This window comes from Bradyrhizobium pachyrhizi (assembly GCF_029714545.1).
Lineage (GTDB): Bacteria > Pseudomonadota > Alphaproteobacteria > Rhizobiales > Xanthobacteraceae > Bradyrhizobium > Bradyrhizobium pachyrhizi.
The window spans coordinates 3,409,204-3,427,851 of sequence record NZ_CP121667.1 but is presented as its reverse complement, the minus strand read 5'-3'; the positions used below and the strand labels follow the sequence as shown (position 1 = coordinate 3,427,851).

The following is an 18,648-nucleotide window of genomic DNA, read 5'->3' as shown; positions in this document are numbered from 1 at the left end:
GTTGCACTTCGTTTGTGAACTCAGGGGACCCATACGCCGCGGAGGATGTTGTGGATGGCACTCGTCCTTGCAGCACCGCGTAACCATTTGCAGCGGTGGCTATGGGTCCTGGCTTTCGCCAGGACGACGTTGGGGATGGAGCTGGTTCAACAGCTGCCGTCATTGCACGACAGCTAATGAAAATCCCGGGACGGTGGCAGGATGCGGACGTTGCGCGGGTGGCGGATCTTTTGCGGCGAGTTGTCGCCGTGATCGCGGCGGTCGTCGTTGAGCGGCTCGATCAGCGCGGGGCCCGCCGGTACCGGATGCTTGCGGCTCAAGGATTCGTTGGCGAGGCCGATCAGATCGTGGGAGCGATCGGTCATGCGCTGCGCCACCAGATGCGTCACGCCCTCCGGGCTGCTCTGGATATAGCCCTCGACCAGGATCAGGCGCGCGCCCATCACCTCTTTCCGGTACTGCTCCATCACCTTCGGCCACACCACGATGTTGGCGATGCCGGTTTCGTCCTCCAGCGTCATGAACACGACGCCCTTGGCGCTGCCCGGCCGCTGCCGCACCAGCACGACGCCGGCACAGCGGACGCGGCGGCGGTCGTTGCTCTGGTTGATGGTATGGCAGGCGACGACGCGCTCCTTCGTGAAGATGTCGCGCAAAAACTCCATCGGATGGCCCTTCAGCGACAGGCGGATGGTCTGATAGTCCGCAACCACCTGCTCCGGACGCGGCATCTCCGGCAGTGGCTTGGCGCCCTCATCCGGCTGCTCGCGCGCGGTGGCGGCCTCGAACAGCGGCAGCGGCACGTCGTCGGGCAGCCGCCGCACCACCCACAGCGCCTCGCGGCGGTCGAGCCCGAGCGAGCGGAACGCATCGGCGTCGGCGAGCAGGATCAACGCGCGCTTGGGCAGGCCGGTATCGCGGGCGAAGTCTTCCAGCGAGGTGAACGGCCGGCGGTTGCGCGCGGCAACGATGCGGTCGGCCCAGTCTTCTTTTCCAACGCTGCCATTCCGGGGCGATGCGATAGCATCGAACCCGGAATCTCGAGATTCCGGGTTCACGCTTCGCGTGCCCCGGAATGACAGTTGAAGCTTCCTCAACCGCTCCTCGTCCTCATCCAGCCAGTGAAATCCATCGATCTGGCGGAAGCCGAGCCGCACCGCGCAGTATTTCCCATCGCGCTCCTCCAGTGTGTTCTGCGCAAAGCTATGGGAGACATCGACCTCGCGCACCGTGACGCCGTTCTTGCGGGCGTCGCCGACGATCTGCGCCGGGGCATAGAAGCCCATCGGCTGCGAGTTGAGCAGGCCGCAGCAGAATGCATCGGGATGATGGTGCTTCAGCCATGAGGAAATGTAGACGAGCTGCGCAAAACTCGCGGCGTGGCTTTCCGGGAAGCCGTAGGAGCCGAAACCCTTGATCTGGTCGAAGCAGCTGCGGGCGAAGTCGGGCGAATAGCCGCGCGTCACCATGTTGCCGACCAGCTTCTCCTCGTAGCTGCCGATGGTGCCGAGGTTGCGGAAGGTCGCCATCGAGCGGCGCAGGCCGTTGGCTTCCTCCGACGTGAAATGGGCCGCCTCGATCGCGATCCGCATCGCCTGCTCCTGGAACAGCGGCACGCCGAGCGTCTTGTGCAGCACGTTGTAGAGCTCGTCCTTGTCGCCCTGGTCGGGCGCCGGCGATGGATAGCTGACCTTTTCCTGGCCGTTCCGCCGGCGCAGATAAGGATGCACCATGTCGCCCTGGATCGGCCCCGGGCGCACGATCGCGACCTCGATGACGAGATCGTAGAAGGTGCGCGGCTTTAGGCGCGGCAGCATGTTCATTTGCGCCCGGCTCTCGACCTGGAACACGCCGAGCGATTCGCCGCGGCACAGCATGTCGTAGACTTCTTCTTCGTCCTGCGGGACCGAGGCGAGCTCCCAGTGCTCGTCCTTGTGGTCGGCGATCAGGTCGAAGCATTTGCGGATGCAGGTCAGCATGCCGAGCGCCAGCACATCGACCTTCATCATATGGAGCGCGTCGACGTCGTCCTTGTCCCATTCGATGAAGGTGCGGTCGTCCATCGCGGCGTTGCCGATCGGCACATAGGTGTCGAGCCGGTCCTGGGTCAGCACATAGCCGCCGACATGCTGCGAGAGATGGCGCGGAAACTCGATCAGCTCGGTGGCGAGCTCGACCGCGAGGTTGATCATCGCATTTTTGGGATCGAGCCCGGCCTGGCGCACCTGCATGTCGTTGAGGCCCTTGCCCCAGCTGCCCCACACGGTGTCGGCGAGCGCCGCGGTGACGTCCTCGGTCAGCCCGAGCGCCTTGCCGACATCGCGGATCGCGCTGCGCGGGCGATAATGGATCACGGTGGCGATGATCGCGGCGCGGTGGCGGCCGTAGCGGCGGTAGACATATTGCATCACCTCCTCGCGCCGCGAATGCTCGAAATCGACGTCGATGTCGGGCGGCTCCAGCCGCTCCTTGGAGATGAAGCGCTCGAACAACAGATCGACCTTGGTCGGATCGACCGAGGTGACGCCGAGCACGAAGCAGACCGCGGAATTGGCTGCCGAGCCGCGTCCCTGGCACAGGATGTTCTGGCTGCGTGCATAGTGCACGATGTCGTGCACGGTGAGGAAGTAATGCGCGTATTTCAGCTCGGCGATCAGCGCGAGCTCCTTGTTCAGGGTGGTACGAAGCTTTTCGTCGATCTCGCCGCCGAAATATTTGTCGACACCGGCCCAGGTCAGATCTTCCAGATGCTGCTGCGCGGTCTTGCCCGGCGGTACCGGCTCGTCGGGATACTGATATTTGAGCTGGTCGAGCGAGAAAGAGATGCGCGCAGCAAAACGCATGGTTTCCGCGATCGCGTCCGGCAGATCGCGGAACAGCCTGATCATTTCATGCGCCGGCTTGAGATGCCGCTCGGCATTGGCCTCGAGCCTGCGGCCGACCGCCTCGATCGTGGTCTTTTCGCGGATGCAGGTCAGCACGTCCTGCAGCGGGCGGCGCGCCGGATGGTGATAGAGCACCTCATTGGTGGCGAGCAGCGGCACGCCGGCGTCAGTGGAGAGGCCATGCAGCCGCGCGAGGCGGCGCCTGTCGTCACCGCGATAGAGCAGACTTGCGGCAAGCCAGACGCCGTCGGCGGCGCTTGCCTTCAGTTGCGCAAGGATATCGAGCGCATCGGCAGCCTCGAACCGATGCGGCAGCGCCAGCACCAAAAGCTGACCTTCGGCGAAGTCGATGAGATCGGACAGGATCAGCCGGCAGTCGCCCTTCTCGATGCGCTTGATGTCGTCGCCGCGCTTGCCACGGGTCAGCAATTGACACAGCCGGCCATAGGCGGCGCGATCGTGCGGATAGACCAGGATGTCGGGCGTGCCGTCGATGAAGACGATGCGGGCGCCGATCAAGAGCTTTGGCGGATGGGCGACCTTCTCGCTGTCGAGTTCCTTCCAGGCGCGCACCACGCCGGCCAGCGTGTTGTGATCGGCGAGCCCGATCACGGGAATCCCGAGTTCGCTCGCCTGATGCACATAGGCGCGCGGATCGGAACCGCCGCGCAGGAAGGAGAAATTGCTGGTGATGCCGATCTCGGCATACTCGGGTGGAGGTGTGCTCATGCGAACAGCCCGTGCACATACCAGTTGGCCGGAACGGGCTTGCCATCCTCGTCCCGCAGCTCGCTCTCGTAGAGGCCGTCGCGAAAGATCCAGAAGCGCTGGCCTTCGGCGTCCTCGACGCGGAAATAATCGCGCGTCAGCGACGCGCCGTCCTGCTTCCACCATTCCATCGCGATGCGCTCGGGGCCCTCGACCCGCACCACGTCATGCTGCGCGCGCCGCCAGGTGAATTGATGCGGCGGACCGTCGGGCACGGTCGCGAACGGCACCTTGATCGGTTCGGGCCGCTCGAACAGCCTGAGCGGACGCAGCGGCGGTTCGCCGGCGACGCGCTCCGGCCAGGCGGCGGCGCCCGCCGCGGCCAGATGATGCTGCGCCGGCAGCGCCAGCGCCGATCGCTCGGGGACGTGGCTTTCGAGCGGCAGATGCACGACGACGCGTTTTCCCCCGATGCGGGCGGCGATGCGGTCGATCAGCGCCGAGAGCTCGTCATTGTCGTGTATGGTGGCGTCGAGATCGCGCTGCTGCTGTACCACGATCTCGGTACGTCCTGCGGCGAGGCGAATGAGATCGAAGCCGAAGCCGGGATCGAGCGGATCGTTCAGCGCATCGAGCCGCTCGCGGAACAGGCGATCGATCATCTCGGGCCGCGTCACCGGACGCCCGGTCTCGACCATGATCGCGCGCACCGCGCCGTCGGTGCGGAAGAAGCTCGCTTCCAGCTGCCGCGCACCCTTGCCCTGCTTGTCCATCGCCGCAACCAGCATCTTGGCGAGGCTTGAGAGCGTCAGCGCAATCACGGTGTCGGTCGCGACCGGCTCGGGGAAACGCTTCTCGACGATGTAATCGGGCAGCGGCTTGCGCGGGCTGATCGGAGCATCGCCCTGCCCGAGCGCGTGGCCAAGCAGGGTGGTGAAAGCCGCACCGAACCGCGCCGAGATTTCATGCGGCGCGCGCGAGGCGACATCGCCGATGGTCTTCAAGCCGGCGCGGCGCAGGCCGGTGGTGACAGCGGCATCGGCACCGAGCGCCGACACCGGCAGCGGACCGACCGCCGCTGCTTCCTCGCGATCGGCGACGATCTTGCCCGAGGCGGTGCGCGTCAGCGTACGCGCCGCGATCGAGGTGCCGGCAATCGCCGCGCTGACGGCAAAGCCGCGCCGACTCAGCGCCCCCGTCACGATCTGCAGCAGCGCGCGCTCACCGCCGAACAGATGCGCGCAGCCGGTGATGTCGAGAAACAGACCGTAGGGCGCGTCGAGCGCCACCAGCGGCGTGAAGCGGTCGCACCAGTCGGCGATGTCGTTCAGCGTCTTCAGATCGGCGGCGGGATCGGCATCATAGACCGTGAGCTCCGGACAGATCGCCCGCGCATTGGCGAGCGGCAGCCCGATCGACAGCCCGGCGCGCACCGCGGCCTCGTCGACGGCATGCAGCAGGATCGCATTGTGGTCTTTTGCGACGACGACGCTGGGGAGTTCTGCTTTCTTCGCCTCTCCCGCTTGCGGGAGAGGGAGCCCTGCCACCTCCTGTGCATCAGCTTGCGAGGCGATGTCCTGCGCGAGCTTGCGCTTGATGCGGTCGATGGGGAGGCGTGGCAGCCACAGGCTGAGGATACGCCGACGGTTCACTGAATTGGCACTCATCACATTTCCATTCCATGATCCATCGCCCGACCGGGCCATGACGATTGCGCACGAGTTCGGCCTCGAAGCGCGGTGTGCCCCACACGCTCGCGGCATTGCCCGGCGGCGAATGCGCCGCGCGCACGATCCAGCGCGTCTCCGCGGTCGAGGGGATCGGGGTTGCCGCGATCCGCAACACCAGCGCGGTGACGCCGGAGGCTTGCGCGGCCAGGGTCAATTTGCGGCTGGCGACGAGATCGAGCTGGCGCGCCTGGCCCCAGACCTCGAGCACGACCGCGCCGAGCGCATCGCAGGCGAGCGCGTCAGCCGCGGTGCGCAAACCGCTGTCGACATCGGCGGCGCGCACCGTGACCAAGAGGCGCGGATCGAGGCCGAGCTCGGCAAGCCCGCGCATCGACAGCGCGCCGTTTTCGCGATCGGAAAAATCCTGCCGCACCCAGACCAGCGGCTTGCGTGCCGACAGCCGTCCGGCGAGCCCCGCGATGAAGCCGGTCGCCGCGCCGCCTTGATGGCCGGCCGCGAACACCTCGTGCAATGCGGCCGGCGCAAGCCCGCCGCGCAGCATCGCATCCGCGCTCGTATGGCCGAGCGCGACGCGGTTCGGCATCGCCGCATCCGATGGCGCCTCGATGCGCGCGATGCTGCCGCGCAGAGACGCAAGCGTACCCATGCGTGCGCCGTTCATATGCGCCGCTCCTTCAACTTGAAAATTTGAGGTCGTCACTGCCTGAACAGAGAACCAGGGACTGGCTCAATTGTTCATGGTATGTTCTAATATAAAGCTAACAGGGCCCGCGGAGTCAATCGGATTGGTGAGCTCATCGATTCATGAGTGGAATCAATGGGATTCAGCAGCCGCCGAACCGGACGGGCCCTGATCTTCCGAAGTGTCAGGCACGCAGGCCCCGAAAATGGCGGCGTGACGGAAACGGAGCAATCGCATGCGCATCATCGTGCTCGACAACGACACCGATTTCGAGGGCTGGCGCAAGGCCGCGCGGCGATTGGCGCTGAACGATGTGAAGCCCGCGGAGATCACATGGACCGTACGTAGCGACGACGAATTGTCGTCGGCATCCTGCATGAATGAATTGCCGGATACGCCGCAGGCGCGGTTCAATGTGTCGGCCAAATTCGTCGAGCTCGCAAAGGCCGCGATCCTGCATCGCAGTGACGAACGCTTTGCCCTGCTCTATCGCCTGCTGTGGCGGCTGCGCAGCCATCACGATCTGCTCAGTGCGACCGATGATCCCGATGTCGCCGAGGTCCACGCGATGGCGCGCGCGGTCTATGTCGATATCGACAGGATGCATGCGCATCTGCGCTTCCGCGAGATCGGCCGCGAGCGGACGGCGCATTACGTCGCCTGGTTCGAGCCGGAGCATCGCATCGTCGAGCTTGCCGCGCCGTTCTTCGCCGGCCGCTTCGCCGACATGCCGTGGTCGATCCTGACCCCCGACGTCTGCGCACATTGGGACGGCCACGCGATCTCGATCACGCCGGGCGTCGCCAAATCCGAAGTGCCGACCGAGGACCGGCTCGAGGAGGCGTGGCGGCGTCACGACAACGGCCGCTTCAATCCCGCACGGCTGAAAGTGATGGAGATGCCGCAGGCCTATTGGAGGAACCTGCCCGAGGACTCGATCATTAAGCCTCTGATCGAAGACGCAATGCGCATGACCAGCGGCCCCTTCATCGCACGCAAGGCGGCCGAGCCGCAGAAGCGGCAGGATACGCCGATGCCCCGCAAGCAAGTTCAAGGCAAGCAAGTTCAAGACAGGCAAGCTCACGACACGATCGCGGCCTTGCGCGAGGAGGCCGCCGATTGCCGCGCCTGCCCGCTGTGGAAAGACGCAACCCAGACCGTGTTCGGCGAGGGACCGCAGAGCGCAACGCTGATGCTGGTCGGCGAGCAGCCGGGCGACAAGGAAGATCTCGCAGGCCACCCCTTCGTGGGACCGGCCGGCCAGATGCTCGATCACGCGCTGCAGGAGGCCGGCATCGATCGCCGCAAGGTCTATGTCACCAACGCGGTGAAGCACTTCAAATTCGTGCCGCGCGGCAAGATCCGGCTGCACCAGAAGCCGAGCACACCGGAGATCCGCGCCTGCCGCCAGTGGTACGAGCGCGAGCTCGCCACCATCAAGCCGGACCTCGTGATGGCGCTCGGTGCCACCGCGGCGCAGAGCGTGCTCGGCAAGATCACGCCGATCAACAAGAACCGCGGCCATCTGATCGACCACGACGGAACCAAGGTGCTCATCACCGTGCACCCGTCCTATCTGTTGCGGCTGCCGGATGAAAAAGCCAAGGCGCTGGAATATCAGCGCTTTGTCGACGATCTGAAAATCGCCGCACACCAGTTGCGCAGATCGGCCGATGCGGCCTGAGTTCCGCAAAACCAACGGAACCGAGGAACCACATCGCAACGAGAAATTGTTCTAAACGCGGACAAATACCTACAACCTTGAATTGATCCGTGGTAAGGTAGCGTGTTCCGCAGGTATCGGGCGTCATGTTCACGCCATGACGTACCCTGAGGCGGGCGCGCTGCACGGTTTGCTAGCCCCGATCGTGCGGCGCGCCACCTCATCTCTCAATCCCCCTCCCTCATTCGCAACCTTCCCGCTCGCAGGCGCCTGCCGAATTCTCCGGCGGCCACGCCGGCCCGATCGGATGCCGGTGTGATTGTCGTCCGCACAATGTCTCGTCCTGCGAAACGCAGGCCACAGCTTTCCGTCGCGATCGGCGGTCCCTTGTTGCTGAAGATTGCCACGAGGCCGCCAAGCCACGTGCGCGCTCAATGCGTTGCACAAAACTTCGGCTCGATGTCCACCGCCACGGGAGACCGGCGCGTCTCGCGGGGCGGATTTCAATTGCTTGTCATATGCATCGATCAAAATCGGGGGCATTGGGACAGGAGTTTACCATGAGCGATATGGCGTTACCCGGCTCGATCGAGCCCGCCCTGAAGAAGGGTCCGGACCTCGACAAGGGCTTTCATCCTCTCACCGGGATTATCTATTTGGGCGTGGTTGCGGCCGCGCTGCTGTTCGTTGCCTACAGCATCTATGCCGATGTCGACGCCACCGGCACGCGCATCACCTCGTTCCTGCCGTATATCCTGCTGTTCGTCGCGCTGCTGATCGCGCTCGGCTTCGAATTCGTCAACGGCTTCCATGACACCGCGAACGCGGTCGCCACCGTGATCTACACCCGCTCGCTGCCGGCGCATGTCGCCGTGGTGTGGTCGGGCATGTTCAACCTGATCGGCGTGCTGCTCTCCAGCGGCGCCGTCGCGTTCGGCATCGTCTCGCTGCTTCCGGTCGAGCTGATCTTGCAGGTCGGCAGCAGTGCCGGCTTTGCCATGGTGTTCGCGCTCTTGATCGCCGCCATCATCTGGAATCTCGGCACCTGGTGGCTCGGCCTGCCGGCCTCGAGCTCGCACACCCTGATCGGTTCGATCATGGGCGTCGGCATCACCAACGCGCTGCTGCGCGGCCGTGACGGCACCTCGGGCGTCGACTGGTCGCAGGCGACCAACATCGCGAAGGCATTGCTGCTGTCGCCGCTGTTCGGCTTCGCGCTCGCCGCCGGCCTGCTCTATCTCCTCAAGATCGCGCTGCAGCGCGCGACGCCGGCGCTGTTCGGCGAACCGGTCGGCGACCAGCCGCCGCCGTGGTGGATCCGCGGCATCCTGATCCTGACCTGCACGCTGGTCAGCTTCTTCCACGGCTCCAACGACGGTCAGAAGGGCATGGGCCTGATCATGCTGATCCTGATCGGCACCGTGCCGACCGCCTATGCGCTGAACCGCGCAATGCCCTCGAGCCAGATCGAGCTGTTCACGGCGCACTCGACCGCGGCCAGCAAGGTCATCGAAGGCAAGGCCGCCGGTTACAACGTGATCGGCAACCCGCGCCCGGCTGTGACCAACTATGTCGCGCAGCACCAGATCAACGAAGGCACCTTTCCGTCGCTTGCGGTGCTGGTGCGCGACATCGGCCAGCAGGTTGCCCAGTATGGATCGCTGGCCAAGTTCCCGGCTGACGCGGTCGGCAATACCCGCAACGACATGTACCTGGCGTCCGAGGCGATCCGCTTCCTGATGAAGGACAAGGAAGCCGAGCTGACCGCTGCCGACATCGCCACACTGAACCAGTACAAGGGCTCGCTCGATGCCGCGACGAAGTTCATCCCGAGTTGGGTGAAGTTCGCCGTCGCCATCGCGCTCGGCCTCGGCACCATGGTCGGCTGGAAGCGTATCGTCGTCACCGTCGGCGAGAAGATCGGCAAGACCCACCTGACCTACGCGCAGGGCGCCTGCGCCGAGATCACGGCGGCCGCGACGATCGCGGCGGCCGACGGCTACGGCCTGCCGGTCTCGACCACGCATGTGCTGTCGTCAGGCATCGCCGGCACCATGGCCGCCAACGGCTCCGGCCTGCAATGGGCCACGATCCGCAACATCGCGATGGCCTGGGTGCTGACGCTGCCGGCCGCGATGATCATCTCGGGCGTTCTCTACTACGTGTTCTACCACCTGTTCTGACGCCCCACGCTTTCGGCGTAGCAACGCGCCGGACAAAGGTCCGCACTCCGGTGCGGGCCTTTTGCTTTGGACCTGCAGCCCGGCTCGTCGCTCAGGCGGCGCAAGCCTTCGCAACCTCGGCCAGCAGGCCGCGCGCCCATTTGTGCAAGCCGGATTTGGCCGTCTTGGCGCCCCAGTACATGTCGATCGAGATCGGCACGCGGAACGGCAGCGCAGCGACATGGAGGCCGCCGCGCATCGCCCGCGCCAGATGATGCGGGATGGTCGCAACGAGCCTGGTGCCTGTGATGATGCGCTCCAGACTGTCGTGGTTGGGAAGGCTGACCACCGCCTCGATCTCGATCTTCCTCGCCCTCAGCGCCGCGAGATAAAGCGGCTGCCACTCACCGCTGTGGGTGATGAAGACATGCTCGGCCCTGGCATAGGCCGATAGCGCGATCCTGCCCCGCGCGAGCGGATTGGCCGGATCCATCACGCAGACATAGTGGTCGGTGAGGATATGGCGCCGGAAGAAGCCTTCGCCGACGATCCCGACCGGACCGAGCACGATGTCGCACTGGTTCTGCTTGAGATGGACGTCGCCATGGCCCGCGGCATCGAGCAGGACGAGACGGACCTGCGGCGCGCCGGCGCGCAGCCGCGTGCCGAACTGCGGGATCAGGGTCTGGCGTTCGTGATAGTTGCAGGAGATCGTCACGCTGCCCTGCGCCGTCGCCGGATCGAACTCCGCCGGTGAGGCAAGCCCGTCGATCTCGCCGATCATGTCCCGCGCCCAGGCAACCAGCGCCGCGCAGCGCTCGGTCGCCGTCACGCCATTGCCGCTGCGAACGAACAGCGGGTCATGCAGCGCGCCGCGCAGCCGCTCGACCGCATAGCTGATGGTGGACTGGTTGACGTCGAGCCGCTTGGCCGCGGCGGAGAACGACTGCAGGTCATAGACCAGCACAAGGGTCCGCAGAGTCCCGATGTCGATCGGATCGATCGAGGAATTGGCCGCCACGCTGTACCTCCCGCATTGCTGGCGGCCCAGCCTAGCACAAGGTCATGGAATATTTCGATGGAGTAAATCAATTCCATCGAATTGAGCGATCGTGCACCCGGGACTAGCCTTGGCGAAAAAGCGCTCCCGGGAGGACCAATGACCAGCGCCGTGCCTGTCGTCACCGATATCGCGTATCAGGATCTGCTCGACGACCCGTATCCGATCTTCCGCCGCCTGCGCGAGATCGCGCCGGCGGTCTTCGTCGCGCCTGCGAAGCTGACACTGGTGACGCGCTTCGACGATATCATGCGGATCGAGCGCGATCCTGTGACCTACTCGGCCGACAATCCGGCCTCGCTGGTCAACAAGGTGATGGGGCCGACCTTCATGCGCAAGGACGGCGCCGAGCATGCGATCGGCCGCAGGGCGATCGAGCCCTCGTTCCGCCCTGCCACGATCAAGGAGCACTGGGCGCCGCAGTTCACCACGATCGCGGCGACGCTGATCGACGACCTCTCGGCGAACGATGAGGCCGATCTGTTCTCTGCCCTTGCCGCGCCGATGGCCTCGTTCAGCCTGATGGCGATGATCGGCTTTCGCAAGATGCCGTGGCAGACCCTCGCCGAGTGGTCGCAGGCGCTGATCGACGGCGCCGGAAACTATACCGCCGATGCCGAGATCGAGCGTAAGGCGATGCAGGCGAGCGCCGAGGTCGATGCCGCGATCGACGCGGTGCTCGACGATCACCGCAGCCAGCCGAATCCTTCGATCCTGTCCTCGATGGTCAATGCCGATCCGCCGATGCCGATCGAGGGCATCCGCGCCAACATCAAGGTGATCATCGGCGGCGGCCTGAACGAGCCGCGCGACGCGATCCTGACGCTTGTGCTCGGCCTCCTGGAAAACCCGGCGCAGAAGGACGGCGTGCTGGCGCAGCCCGAGCTGTGGCCGGCCGCGCTCGAGGAAGCGGTGCGCTGGATCTCGCCGATCGGCATGTATCCGCGCCGCGTCACCCGCGACGTCGATCTCTCCGGCACCACGCTGCCGCAAGACCTTCAGATCGGCCTCTGCGTAGGCGCCGCGAACCGCGACGGCAGCCGCTTCGCCGAACCCGATCGCTTCGACGTGACGCGGCCCAAGCAATCGCATCTGGCATTCGGCGCCGGACCGCATTTCTGCGCCGGCACCTGGGTGTCGCGGCTCACCGTCGGCAGGATCGTGGCGCCGATGCTGTTCGCGCGCCTGCGCAATCTGCGCCTCCGCGCGGAGGCGCCACCGGTCGTGCGCGGCTGGGTGTTCCGCGGTCCGGTGACGCTGCCGGTCAGATGGGATGCGTGAACCTCACGCCGCCAGCGCGTTCTCCACGATCTTCACGAAATACGAGGTGCCGTAGACGATCGCCTCGTCGTTGAAATTGTAGGCGGGGTGATGCAGGCCGGCGCTGTCGCCATTGCCGCAGAAGATGAAGGCGCCGGGTCGCGCTTCCAGCATGTAGGAAAAATCCTCGGCGCCCATCAGCGGCGGCATCTCGTGCACGTTGGACGCGCCCGCGACCTCACGCGCGATGCGGCTCGCAAATTCGGTCTGCGCCTCATGGTTGACGGTGACGGGGTAGCCGCGTTCATAGGTCAGATCGATCTTGGCGCCGGTCATCTTCGCAACGCCGTCGACCACCTCGCGCACGCGCTTCTCGATGAGGTCGCGCACCTCGCGGGTCAGCGTGCGCACAGTGCCGCGCAGCTCCGCGGTCTGCGGGATCACGTTGCGGGCGTTGCCGGCGTGGAATTCGCACATCGAGATCACGGCGGAGTCGAGCGGATCGACGGTACGCGCGACGATCTGCTGCAAGGCGGTGACGAGCTGCGCGCCAACCAGCACGGAATCGATGCATTTGTGCGGCCGCGCCGCGTGACCGCCGAGCCCTTCGATCTTGATATCGATCGCATCGGTCGCGGCCATGATCGGGCCGGTGCGGATCGCAAACGAGCCGATCGGAATCCCCGGACCGTTGTGCATGCCGTAGACCTGCTCGATGCCGAAGCGATCCATCAGGCCGTCCTTGATCATCGCGGCCGCGCCGGCCCCGCCCTCCTCGGCCGGCTGGAAGATCACGACCGCGTCGCCGGCGAAATTGCGCGTCTCGGCGAGATAGCGCGCCGCCCCCAGCAGCATCGCGGTGTGGCCGTCATGGCCGCAGGCGTGCATCTTGCCCGGCGTCTTCGAGGCGTAGGGCAAATTGGTCTGTTCGTGAATCGGCAACGCATCCATGTCGGCACGCAGGCCGATCACCTTGACGTCGCCCTTGGCCGGCCCCTTCTTGCCCTTGATGACCCCGACCACGCCGGTCTTGCCGAGCCCGGTCGCGACCTCGTCGCAACCGAACTCGCGCAACCGGTCGGCGACGAATGATGCAGTGCGGTGCACATCGTAGAGCAACTCGGGGTTTTCATGGATGTCGCGGCGCCAGGCCTGGATATCGGGTTGCAGATCGGCGACGCGGTTCACGATGGGCATGAGAATTCTGGCCTCAGAGGTTGGACGTAAGTCATCTCTAGCATGCAAGAGCCGGTCCACCCAAACGGATGTGGCATGCTCCGGATTGGGTCCGGCGGCACGGCAAATGCAGAGCCGGCCGACCGGAAATCGTCGAAGGCGCGCCGAGCCGTGTGCCTGGGCTTGCCCGCATAAAGCTTCCGGCTTGCCGCGGCGCAGCCGGGCATTCATGATCTTGCGATGGAACAGGACCGCACAGCCGCTCGGCAGGACTGATTCTTGACCCTTCCCAGTGCTACGCCTTCACGACACTCCCCCTGTTCGGCGGCGAATACACGGTCGACAATATATGGATGTGCTCCTGTCGAGACTCGCTCGCCCTTGCAGCAAAGATCTACTCGGAGACCAAAGACTTGCCGGACGGGTCTACCGTCAGAATCGTTGTCACCGACTGACCCGACGCAAACGAACGCATCCGACCAAAGCCTAATAGTGCGAGAAATATCCGGCGCGGATACTACCCCAGGTTTTCCGCACCGAAATCCTCTCGCCTTCCAAAAGGGAGCGGCTGCATGACGCCGGATCAGGCGGTGTTGTTTTCCACCATCATCCTGCTGGTGCCGATGGGATACTTCCTGCTGGCGGCGCCGGCGTTCCTGCTTGTAAAGCTCGACGTCCCACCCGTCACCCGGCTGCTGCGCGGCATGTTCAACGCCTATTTCCTGGTGCTCACTGTCTCGGGCGTGATCGGGATACTGGCCTTTGCCACGGCCGGCCGGTACGCCGTTGCGCTCGGCATCGCCTTGATCGCGGGGTTCGCGGTGCTGGCGCGGCAATGGTTTCTGCGGCGGCTCGATGCCGAGGCAGACGCGCGAGACGCCGGCGATCCGACCGCGGTGCGGCGGCTGCGCCAGCTGCATTGGGGCGGCATGCTGTGCAACGCGGTGCAGGTGTTCGCTCTGGTCGGCAGCATCCCCTACATGGCGCCGCTGCCCTGATCGCGGTTTGCTCGCTCGTCCGGCTGCGGTTCCCGGCTGTCCGCTATGCGTCACGTTTCCGATGCGGATCGTACTTCGACAGGACGTCCTTGAGGTAGTCCCGGCTTTTCCATTCCGGTGCGGGCGGCTCGTACCCGGGCCGAGGCACATACAGATTCGCCGGTACGTCCGCTGAGGCGCCCATCAGGTCCGGAACGTAGCGCGGGCAATTTGGAAAGATCTCGCATTTGACGCGCACGACGACCTTCGCGCCATGATGCCCGGCAAGCGCCTCCGCGCTATCGTGGATCGTTGCCTTGCCTCGGATGCGCGTGCGAAACGTCTTGCCGTCGAGCCGTACAAACAGCAACCCGATGTTCGGGTTGCGGTGAATATTGCCGAGCGTGCGATACATGTTGTTGCCGTCGTATTCAGGGAATTCAAGCGTATCGGGCCCGGTGATCTTCACGAAGCCGGGATCGCCGGACCGCATCGAGCAATCGACGTTGTCCTGATAGCTGGTCGCGATGAAAAAGAATCGTGTCTCCTCGATGAGCTTGCGGTCCTGTTCCCAGAATTCGAAATGCAGGCGATGCTTCTCGAGGCCGTCGGCGACACGACGACCGTCGAAGCGGTCCTGCAACTCACGCATTCCGTCGTGATAGAAAGGGGCGCGGACTGGGTCGGCCACAGGAATCCTCCGGCAAGTTGAGCAATCGACGTTGACGTAGCCGGGATTTTCCTTGGCAGTTCACCCGGCCAGCAAGGCGAAAGACTATTCATTCGGCATGGGCGTGGAAAGCCATCCAGGTCCGGAGCGGGTGAAAAGGCGTCGATGACGGCCGTTCCCTACCCTGATGTCAGCATCTGGCTGCGGATCTCCTGCGCGGTGCGGCGCAGCGGCAGCAGGAATTTCTTGCGCGCGCCGGCTTCGCTCACCGTCCCCGAGATCGTGTTGACGCTGAGCGCGGCGACCACCGCGCCCGCGGGATCGCGCAAAGGCACCGCGATGCCGCAGATCGCCGGATCGAGCTCACCATCGATCCAGGCATAGCCGTCGCTCTCCACCCGCGCGAGCAACTCGCCAAGACGCTCCGGATCGGTGACCGTGCGCGGCGTGACCTGCCTGAAGCCCCCGGTCGCGAGATAAGCCTCGCGGGTGCCAGGCGGCAGCGCCGCGAGCATGACGCGGCCGAGCGAAACCAGATGCGCGGGCAGCCGGCTGCCGACGCCGAGATTGGCGGAAAGAATCCGCCGCGCCGGCAGGCGCAGCGCATAGACGATCTCATCCTCGTCGAGCACCGCCATCGCACAGGACTCGCCGATCTCGTTGCGCAGGTTTTCCAGCGCACGCTGCGCATGACCCCAGTATGGCAGCGCGTTGAGATAAGACAGCCCGAGCCCGAGCGCGCGCGGCCGCAGGCTGAAATAGCGTCCGTCGGAGGCGCAATATTTCAGCGCGATCAGGGTCGCGAGGATACGCCGCGCGGTGGCGCGGTTGAGGCCGGCAGTATCGGCAGCCTCCGCCAGCGTGTGCCGCCCCGGCGGCTTGCCGAGTGCCTCGATGATCGAGAAGCCGCGCGCAATCGCGCGCACGAAGCCGTCACTCTCTTTGCTCATGGCGGGCGCCTAGCTGGTTCCGTCATCGCGCTCACGACATCGCAGCCCGCATGGCTGCCTGCACATGACGCGACCCTGCGCGCTTGTCAGGGGCTCCCGACCGCGCTAGCGTTAATTCATACAGCGAATGAATTGTTCGCCTGGCGAACCAAATAGCAGGAGGATGCACGATGGCGCAAGCGGAAAGTTCTGCGGCCACCCCGTTCGAAACCGATTTCTGGAAAGACGCGAAGCTGCGCAAGGTGTGGGACGACATCGTGCCTGGCGAGCCGCGCAAGACGCTGCCCTACAAGCTCACGCAGGAAGCGATCGCGCTGTACTGCCGCGCGGTCGGCGAGACCAATCCGCTCTATCTGGACGAAGCAGCCGCGAAGGCCGGGCCCTATGGCGGGCTGATCGCGCCGCCCGCGATCCATATCCTCTTGATGTTCGCCTGCACGCCGGCCGACGACTGGATGCGCTCGCCGGGCACCGTCAATGCCGGACAGTCGTGGAGCTACAACATCCCGGCCCGCCCCGGCGACACCATCACCCTGCAGGCTCGCGCGCTCGACAAGTTCATTAAGCGCGAGCGGCTGTTCGTGGTGCACGACAACGTCTTCTTCAACCAGCATGGCGACGTGATCTGCTCGGGTCGCGGCCAGACCATCCGTCCGATGTAAGGAGGATCACCATGACCACGGCGAATTTCGAATCTCTCAAGGCCGGCGACACCATCGACGGCCCGGCATTCGCGGTTTCGCGCGAATCGATCCGCCTGTTCTGCGATGCATCGCTCGACTACAACCCGCTGCATCTCGACGACAACTACATGAAGGGCGATTTCGGCAAGACCAATTTCGGCGGCATCATCATGCACGGCATGAACAATTTCGGCCTGATCTCGCGCATGCTGACCGACTGGGCGCTTCCGGCCGGCGCGATCCATCGCAGGCTCGAGACGCGCTGGCTGAAGCCGGTGAAGCCCGGCGACACCATCCGCCCGGCCGGCACCGTCAAAGCCAAGCAGATATCGGCCAAATCGCGCTGGGTATTGGTCGACGTCGCCGTACAGAACCAGCGCGGCGAGACGGTCGCAGCCGGCGAAGCGATGCTGGAGTTTCCGCCGAACGCGAAGGCGGGCTAGCGGGACGCAACTCGGGGGCTCCCACTTCGCCTCTCCTCCGTGCGGGGAGAGGCCGGAACGCACCGTCAGATGCGCTCCGGGTGAGGGGGAGCCTCCGCGGACACAGCTATCGCCGCATTATGCGGAGGCAGCCCCTCACCCCAGCCCTCTCCCCGTAAGGACGGGGCGAGGGAGCGTAGCGCCGTCGCGGCGCGACCCCACTCAACAATCAAAAGAATTATTCGGAGGTTTCGATGCAGGATGCGGCCCATTCGCGGCTCTATGGACGGATCGCCTGGCGCCTGATCCCGTTCCTGCTGGCGTGCTACACGGTTGCGATCATCGATCGCTTCAACATCGGCTTTGCCAAGCTGCAATTCCTGCACGACCTGCAGATCGACGACGCCGTGTTCGGGCTTGCCGCCGGCATCTTCTCGGTCGGCTATGTCGCGCTCGAAGTGCCGAGCAATCTCCTGCTGGTCAAGGTCGGCGTCCGCAAGACGCTGCTGCGGATCATGGTGCTGTGGGGCGCAGTCACCGTGCTGCTCGCGCTGGTGCAGAACCAGTATCACCTCTATCTGCTGCGCTTCCTGCTCGGCGCCGCCGAGGGCGGGTTCTTCCCCGGCATCCTGTATTATCTGACGCTGTGGTTCCCGGATCGCGTGCGCGGCCGCATGACGAGCCTGTTCGTGATGGCGGTGCCGCTCGGCGGCGTCATTGCAGGACCGTTGTCGGGCCTGATCATGGACCACATGCAGGGCGTCCATGGCCTGCATGGCTGGCAGTGGCTGTTCATCCTCGAAGGCGGGCCGGCCGTGCTGCTCGGCATCGCCGCCTATTTCTACCTCGCCGACGGACCGCAGGTCGCGAGCTGGCTGAACGCCGACGAGCGACGGCAGGTCGCAAGCGACCTCGCCCGCGACCGCGCCGCCGTTCCCGGCACCACGCGGAGCTTCGCGGCGGCGCTGCGCGAGCCGCGCGTCTATCTGCTCTCCTTCATCTACTTCGCGTTCTTCTGCTCGCTCAACACCATCCTGTTGTGGACCCCGACGCTGCTGAAACGCGTCGGCGTGGCGACCACCACCGAGATCGGCTGGCTGAGCGGCGCGATCTCGGTTGCGTCCGCGATCGGCATGGTGGCGATCGGCTACAGTTCCGACCGCACACAGGAACGGCGCTGGCACGTGGTCTGCTGCGGCCTCGTTGCGGCGACCTGCTTCATCGCCTTGCAGGCCGCGCAAGACAGCGTGCTCCTGACCGTGACGCTGCTTGCCGTCGCCTCGATCGGCATCTTCGCGATCCTGTCGCTGTTCTGGACGATTCCGAACGCGATGCTGGAGGGCAGCGCCGCGGCCGGCGGCATCGCGCTGATCTCAGCGATCGGCTCGTTCGGCGGCGCGGTCTGCCCTGCCCTGATCGGCTGGATGAATGTCGCGACCGGGAGCATCTACGCACCGCTCGCCCTCGGCGGCGCCCTGCTCGGCATCGGCATGCTGACGCTGATCGTCTGCGTTCCCCGCGCGAGACATGAGGTCACACTGGCCGAACCGAGCCGCCCCTGAGCATCCAGCGCACGCCCGGCGCGCTCCGCCGGGCTTGTGTCGGCCCGCTGCGTCTGGAAAGAACCCGGTCCTGACCCTGTCAGAACCGAGGTCTATT

14 protein-coding genes are annotated in these 18,648 nt (G+C 65.2%); 7 read left to right on the top strand and 7 right to left on the bottom strand.

The genetic code is table 11. The annotated features are described in order from the left end of the window. Positions 1 to 173: 173 nt before the first annotated feature. The 3 genes from QA639_RS15705 to QA639_RS15695 are packed head-to-tail and all read right to left on the bottom strand — an operon-like array spanning position 174 to position 5,945. Positions 174 to 3,614 (bottom strand): error-prone DNA polymerase, encoded by a 3,441-nt coding sequence (locus tag QA639_RS15705; protein ID WP_283090190.1) that lies wholly within the window; start codon positions 3,612 to 3,614, stop codon positions 174 to 176. Next, on the bottom strand, positions 3,611 to 5,260 hold the full coding sequence (locus tag QA639_RS15700; protein WP_283090189.1) for a Y-family DNA polymerase: 1,650 nt from the start codon (positions 5,258 to 5,260) through the stop codon (positions 3,611 to 3,613). Before QA639_RS15700 ends, QA639_RS15705 begins: the two co-directional genes overlap by 4 nt. Continuing rightward, positions 5,151 to 5,945, bottom strand: a complete 795-nt coding sequence (locus tag QA639_RS15695; RefSeq protein ID WP_283090188.1) for an ImuA family protein — start codon at positions 5,943 to 5,945, stop codon at positions 5,151 to 5,153. The genes QA639_RS15700 and QA639_RS15695 overlap by 110 nt, the downstream gene beginning before the upstream one ends. A 256-nt stretch (positions 5,946 to 6,201) precedes the next feature. Here QA639_RS15695 and QA639_RS15690 point away from each other — a divergent pair, with 256 nt between their 5' ends. Next, positions 6,202 to 7,650 carry a UdgX family uracil-DNA binding protein gene (locus QA639_RS15690; RefSeq protein WP_283090187.1) on the top strand — a complete coding sequence of 483 codons (1,449 nt, stop codon included), beginning with the start codon at positions 6,202 to 6,204 and terminating at the stop codon, positions 7,648 to 7,650. Positions 7,651 to 8,189: 539 nt separating this feature from the next. Beyond that, positions 8,190 to 9,812, top strand: a complete 1,623-nt coding sequence (locus QA639_RS15685; protein ID WP_283090186.1) for an inorganic phosphate transporter — start codon at positions 8,190 to 8,192, stop codon at positions 9,810 to 9,812. A 91-nt stretch (positions 9,813 to 9,903) separates the two neighbouring features. On the opposite strand, the gene QA639_RS15680 is transcribed toward QA639_RS15685, so the two are convergent. After that, positions 9,904 to 10,812: a LysR family transcriptional regulator gene (locus QA639_RS15680; protein ID WP_283090185.1), complete on the bottom strand. Its 909-nt coding sequence runs from the start codon at positions 10,810 to 10,812 to the stop codon at positions 9,904 to 9,906. Positions 10,813 to 10,950: 138 nt separating this feature from the next. On the opposite strand from QA639_RS15680, the gene QA639_RS15675 reads away from it, so the two are divergent. Next, the gene (locus tag QA639_RS15675) at positions 10,951 to 12,132 is read left to right on the top strand and encodes a cytochrome P450 (protein ID WP_283090184.1); all 1,182 of its coding nucleotides are present in this window, start codon (positions 10,951 to 10,953) and stop codon (positions 12,130 to 12,132) included. Between the two features lie 3 nt (positions 12,133 to 12,135). Here the strand turns inward: QA639_RS15675 and QA639_RS15670 are convergent, their stop codons facing one another. After that, positions 12,136 to 13,308, bottom strand: coding sequence for a M20 aminoacylase family protein (locus tag QA639_RS15670; RefSeq protein WP_283090183.1), 1,173 nt, complete (start codon positions 13,306 to 13,308; stop codon positions 12,136 to 12,138). 551 nt (positions 13,309 to 13,859) lie between these two features. Here QA639_RS15670 and QA639_RS15665 point away from each other — a divergent pair. Continuing rightward, positions 13,860 to 14,285 carry a hypothetical protein gene (locus QA639_RS15665; RefSeq protein WP_157347934.1) on the top strand — a complete coding sequence of 142 codons (426 nt, stop codon included), beginning with the start codon at positions 13,860 to 13,862 and terminating at the stop codon, positions 14,283 to 14,285. A gap of 43 nt (positions 14,286 to 14,328) precedes the next feature. Here QA639_RS15665 and QA639_RS15660 read toward each other — a convergent pair whose 3' ends face one another. Continuing rightward, positions 14,329 to 14,955, bottom strand: a complete 627-nt coding sequence (locus QA639_RS15660) for a pyridoxamine 5'-phosphate oxidase family protein (protein ID WP_157347933.1) — start codon at positions 14,953 to 14,955, stop codon at positions 14,329 to 14,331. 158 nt (positions 14,956 to 15,113) lie between these two features. Then, entirely contained in the window at positions 15,114 to 15,884 is a 771-nt protein-coding gene (locus QA639_RS15655; RefSeq protein WP_028331683.1) for an IclR family transcriptional regulator domain-containing protein, read from the bottom strand. Between the two features lie 170 nt (positions 15,885 to 16,054). Here QA639_RS15655 and QA639_RS15650 point away from each other — a divergent pair, with 170 nt between their 5' ends. The 3 genes from QA639_RS15650 to QA639_RS15640 all read left to right on the top strand — a co-directional run bounded on the left by QA639_RS15650 (position 16,055) and on the right by QA639_RS15640 (position 18,551). Further along, a complete protein-coding gene (locus tag QA639_RS15650; RefSeq protein ID WP_028331684.1) occupies positions 16,055 to 16,546 on the top strand; it encodes a MaoC family dehydratase in 492 nt (163 codons plus the stop codon). Between the two features lie 11 nt (positions 16,547 to 16,557). Beyond that, the gene (locus QA639_RS15645) at positions 16,558 to 17,010 is read left to right on the top strand and encodes a MaoC family dehydratase (protein ID WP_028331685.1); all 453 of its coding nucleotides are present in this window, start codon (positions 16,558 to 16,560) and stop codon (positions 17,008 to 17,010) included. 233 nt (positions 17,011 to 17,243) lie between these two features. After that, complete coding sequence (locus QA639_RS15640; RefSeq protein ID WP_283090182.1) at positions 17,244 to 18,551, top strand: MFS transporter; 1,308 nt, start codon at positions 17,244 to 17,246, stop codon at positions 18,549 to 18,551. The last annotated feature ends 97 nt before the right edge of the window (positions 18,552 to 18,648 follow it).

Bases quoted from the DNA above. Each gene is read 5' to 3' on its own strand.
- QA639_RS15655 (WP_028331683.1), bottom strand. From the start codon at position 15,884: ATGAGCAAAGAGAGTGACGGCTTCGTGCGCGCGATTGCGCGCGGCTTC.
- QA639_RS15675 (WP_283090184.1), top strand. From the start codon at position 10,951: ATGACCAGCGCCGTGCCTGTCGTCACCGATATCGCGTATCAGGATCTG.
- QA639_RS15695 (WP_283090188.1), bottom strand. From the start codon at position 5,945: ATGAACGGCGCACGCATGGGTACGCTTGCGTCTCTGCGCGGCAGCATC.
- QA639_RS15690 (WP_283090187.1), top strand. From the start codon at position 6,202: ATGCGCATCATCGTGCTCGACAACGACACCGATTTCGAGGGCTGGCGC.
- QA639_RS15670 (WP_283090183.1), bottom strand. From the start codon at position 13,308: ATGCCCATCGTGAACCGCGTCGCCGATCTGCAACCCGATATCCAGGCC.
- QA639_RS15665 (WP_157347934.1), top strand. From the start codon at position 13,860: ATGACGCCGGATCAGGCGGTGTTGTTTTCCACCATCATCCTGCTGGTG.
- QA639_RS15650 (WP_028331684.1), top strand. From the start codon at position 16,055: ATGGCGCAAGCGGAAAGTTCTGCGGCCACCCCGTTCGAAACCGATTTC.
- QA639_RS15685 (WP_283090186.1), top strand. From the start codon at position 8,190: ATGAGCGATATGGCGTTACCCGGCTCGATCGAGCCCGCCCTGAAGAAG.
- QA639_RS15705 (WP_283090190.1), bottom strand. From the start codon at position 3,614: ATGAGCACACCTCCACCCGAGTATGCCGAGATCGGCATCACCAGCAAT.
- QA639_RS15640 (WP_283090182.1), top strand. From the start codon at position 17,244: ATGCAGGATGCGGCCCATTCGCGGCTCTATGGACGGATCGCCTGGCGC.
- QA639_RS15700 (WP_283090189.1), bottom strand. From the start codon at position 5,260: ATGAGTGCCAATTCAGTGAACCGTCGGCGTATCCTCAGCCTGTGGCTG.
- QA639_RS15645 (WP_028331685.1), top strand. From the start codon at position 16,558: ATGACCACGGCGAATTTCGAATCTCTCAAGGCCGGCGACACCATCGAC.